The sequence below is a fragment of the Microcoleus sp. S28C3 genome (assembly GCF_036700785.1).
Classification (GTDB): Bacteria; Cyanobacteriota; Cyanobacteriia; order Cyanobacteriales; family Microcoleaceae; genus Microcoleus; species Microcoleus asticus.
The window spans coordinates 1-3636 of record NZ_JAUBPO010000235.1 but is presented as its reverse complement, the minus strand read 5'-3'; the positions used below and the strand labels follow the sequence as shown (position 1 = coordinate 3636).

The window sequence follows — 3636 nt, the reverse complement described above, 5'->3', positions numbered from 1 at the left end:
CAAAATTGGGACGTATTCTCCGCTTATAAAGCCAGTTTAGGCTTTGTTTGGGCTTAAAATTTGTTTAAGTCCCGTTAGCCAATCTCGACAAAATGTCGCCTGCAGAATTGGCAACCATCCGCCAAAAACCGGCAGATTGGCACTTAGTCAGTTGACTGTTGTCAGTTGACTGTTGTCAGTTGTCAGTTGTCAGTTGCCAGTTGTCAGTTGTTAATCCTTTGCAGTGGCTAATAACAAATAACCAATAACATTAATCAACAGTCAACAGTCAACAGTCAACAATGCCCCATGCCCCATGCCCCATGCCCCATGCCCCATGCCCATGCCCCATGCCCTTTGCAATTCTTATTTTTTCCCTGACTTTTCCCTAAACATTCCACAGCGTTTCCACAGGCAAGTCTGAGGTTTTCCACAGATTCGACAAAGTTTTCCACAGAAATTAACGGCACGGTAGCATCTTGCTGCGGAATTGGGGATTTCGTTAACTTGCTGCCCAATCCCTCATAAAACCCTGACACCATAAAGATATGTAACAATAAATGCCTTGAAAAGCTTATTATTTGGTAAACCTTTTTTTTATCTAAAGGAATTTGTAATATTTCGCAACATTGACAAACCCACCCCCTGATAGCGCACAATGATGCGACCGACCTAAAAAAAAGCGCTCTGATTTCGGCTGTGCCTGCACCTGTATCCAGCCGAAGGGGGGTTCTGTTTTCAATTTATTAGCGAGACTAAAAAAAATGATGAACCCAACAGTCAGTATTTTTGCCGAAATTCCCGAAACGCTGCACGATTCTCTCAAAACGTACCTGGAAACCCATCCCGAATGGGATCTAGACCGAGTATTTTGCGCGGCCCTGTCGCTGTTTTTGTTGCAAAATGCCGATAGCGGTACGCCTGAAGCTTCGCGCAGCTATCGCCAAGCTGCGAGAGTTTATCTCGAAACTCTGTTTCAATCTCCTCAAGACTTGCACAGCAACAATGTAACTCCTTCGTCTTAAAGGAGATTGGGAGAGGGGGAGACGCCATTTCTTGGAAGAATCTTAGTCGATCGATCGGGTACGGCGCGCACTACATAGGTGCCAACTCAAGCTTAAAATTCATGAGAACTCTCGCTTTTAGCTTAGTTCCGATCCCCATTGCATCTCCCTTAAGAAGGGGGACTTTGATAGCTTCAAGTCCCCCCGGACTATCAGGGGGGCGCCGGGGGGATAAGCTGCCCTAATCCTCAAACATTAGACGGTACTACATAAGACGCGCTTGTTTACACCAATGGTGCTTATGGCGCACCCTACAGACTAATGACTGAAGACTAAAGACTACATCATGCCCATGCCGCCCATGCCGCCCATGCCACCCATGCCGCCCATGCCGCCCATGCCGCCCATGCCGCCCATGCCGCCCATGTCGCCCATGTCGCCGCCGGCTTTTTTCTTCTCGGGTTTTTCGACAATCACAGCTTCAGTGGTCAAAACCATACCAGCGATGGAACCGGCATTTTGCAAAGCCGATCGCACCACCTTAGCGGGGTCAATAATCCCAGCGGCAATCATATCTTCGTACACGTCGGTGAGAGCGTTGTAGCCAATGTTGAACTCGCTCGCCCGCACTCGCTCGATGACGATTGAACCTTCAACGCCGGCATTATCAGCAATTTGACGCAAAGGTGATTCCAAAGCTTTAGCAACCAAGTCAGCGCCTACTTGTTCTTCGGCGTCTAAAGTATTTCTGATCGCATCTATTTTTGTAATCAGGTGAAGTAGCGTCGTGCCGCCTCCGGCAACGATACCTTCTTCCACAGCAGCTTTAGTAGCGTTCAGAGCGTCTTCAATACGCAGTTTGCGGTCTTTGAGCTCGGTTTCGGTAGCTGCGCCGACTTTAATTACAGCGATGCCGCCGGCGAGTTTGGCGATGCGTTCGGTTAGCTTTTCCTTGTCGTAGTCGGAATCCGTCGCTTCTAGCTGCTTGCGGATTTGCTCGATCCGTTTTAGCACGTCAGCTTTGTGTTCTTCGCCAGCAACAATGATCGTGTTTTCTTTGTCGATCGTAATTTTGCGGGCGGTACCGAGCATTTCTAGGGTTGCGGTATCGATGCTGAGTCCGACTTCTTCGGAAATCAGTTGACCGCCGGTGAGCACGGCGATATCTTGAAGCATAGCTTTGCGCCGATCGCCAAATCCGGGAGATTTCGTTGCTGCAATGTTCAATACGCCGCGGGCTTTGTTGACTACCAGAGTTGCCAAAGCTTCGCCTTCAATATCTTCGGCGATAATTAGCAGCGGTTGACCGGTGCGGGCGATTTTTTCGAGAACTGGAATTAGTTCTTGAATTGAGCTAATTTTTTTGTCGGTAATCAGGATACGAGCGTTTTCGTACTCAACTTCCATGCGATCGGTGTTAGTGACGAAATACGGAGAAAGATATCCGCGATCGTACTGCATCCCTTCGACAACTTCCAATTCTGTTGTCAGAGATTTCGACTCTTCAACAGTAATTACGCCGTCTTTCGTGACTTTTTCCATTGCTTGGGCAATCATTGCGCCGACTTCTTCGTCGTTACCGGCGGAGACTGTGGCGACCTGAGCAATTGCAGCCCCTTCGACGGGTTTCGCCAATTTCTCGATTTCCAGTACCAAGTGGGCGATCGTTTTTTCAATACCCCGGCGCAGCGCGACTGGGTTCGCGCCAGCAGCGACATTCTTCAAACCTTCGCGAATCAGGGATTGAGCTATAACCGTTGCGGTTGTTGTGCCGTCGCCTGCGATATCTTTAGTTTTGGAGGCGACTTCTTGAATTAAGCGAGCGCCGGCATTTTCCAGGGGATCTTCGAGCTCGATATCCCTAGCAACGGTGATACCGTCGTTAACGATTTGGGGAGCGCCGTATTTCTTTTCCAATAGGACATTCCGGCCTTTCGGGCCCAAGGTGATGCGGACAGCATCGGCGAGTTGATTGACGCCGCGTTCTAGTGCCCGCCGAGATTTGTCGCTAAATGCAACTATTTTGGTCATGTTTGTCTCCTGTCGCTTACATTAGCAAATTTAGCACTCTCTGAGTCTGAGTGCTAAACCGATCAATTTTTGATTGTAGCGCGCCCCAATGCTGCGGGGGATTCCGGGGGCGGATTGGAGATTTGGGCGATCGTTGCCAGTAGCTAAGGACACAGCACTGCCGTGTCCCCACAGCGGGTATGTAGGGACACGGCACTGCCGTGTCCTCACAGATATCGTGTCCCCGCAGATATCGTGTCCCCACAGATATCCTGTCCCGCAGATATAATGTGGTTTGTGACATCTCGATCGAATTTTGGTTCGGCCCCAAACCCAACTTTTATGGCACGTCATCCCCAAGCAGAATTTTTATTCAAAATTTCTTAACTTGTGTTTTCGGTCATCTACCTTTGGATAGAGCTTCTATTCTTTTTTAAAACTTCTACCTTCTATAGCAACCGCCAAGACTATTAGGAGGTTCTTAATTGCTAAAAACTTTGGGGAAGACTCCTTCTTCCTTCAGCATCCATCCGTTAAATCCGTTACAAAATCCGCTGCCGAACCTCCTTCCTTCTTCCTTCTTCCTTCTTCCTTCTTCCTTCTTCCTTCTTCCTTCTTCCTTCTTCCTTCTTCCTTCTTCCTT

The 3636-nt window shown here is 48.7% G+C and carries 4 protein-coding genes; 1 reads left to right on the top strand and 3 read right to left on the bottom strand.

The window, feature by feature from the left end; all coding sequences use genetic code 11:
* Nucleotides 1-275: 275 nt before the first annotated feature.
* Nucleotides 276-536: a hypothetical protein gene (locus QUA13_RS31960; RefSeq protein WP_333205042.1), complete on the bottom strand. Its 261-nt coding sequence runs from the start codon at nucleotides 534-536 to the stop codon at nucleotides 276-278.
* A 210-nt stretch (nucleotides 537-746) separates the two neighbouring features.
* On the opposite strand from QUA13_RS31960, the gene QUA13_RS31955 reads away from it, so the two are divergent.
* The gene (locus tag QUA13_RS31955; RefSeq protein WP_050813024.1) at nucleotides 747-1004 is read left to right on the top strand and encodes a DUF2811 domain-containing protein; all 258 of its coding nucleotides are present in this window, start codon (nucleotides 747-749) and stop codon (nucleotides 1002-1004) included.
* Nucleotides 1005-1322: 318 nt separating this feature from the next.
* Here QUA13_RS31955 and groL read toward each other — a convergent pair whose 3' ends face one another.
* The gene (gene groL, locus QUA13_RS31950) at nucleotides 1323-3014 is read right to left on the bottom strand and encodes a chaperonin GroEL (protein WP_333205040.1); all 1692 of its coding nucleotides are present in this window, start codon (nucleotides 3012-3014) and stop codon (nucleotides 1323-1325) included.
* A gap of 30 nt (nucleotides 3015-3044) precedes the next feature.
* Nucleotides 3045-3347, bottom strand: a complete 303-nt coding sequence (locus tag QUA13_RS31945; protein WP_333205038.1) for a hypothetical protein — start codon at nucleotides 3345-3347, stop codon at nucleotides 3045-3047.
* Nucleotides 3348-3636 lie beyond the last annotated feature (289 nt).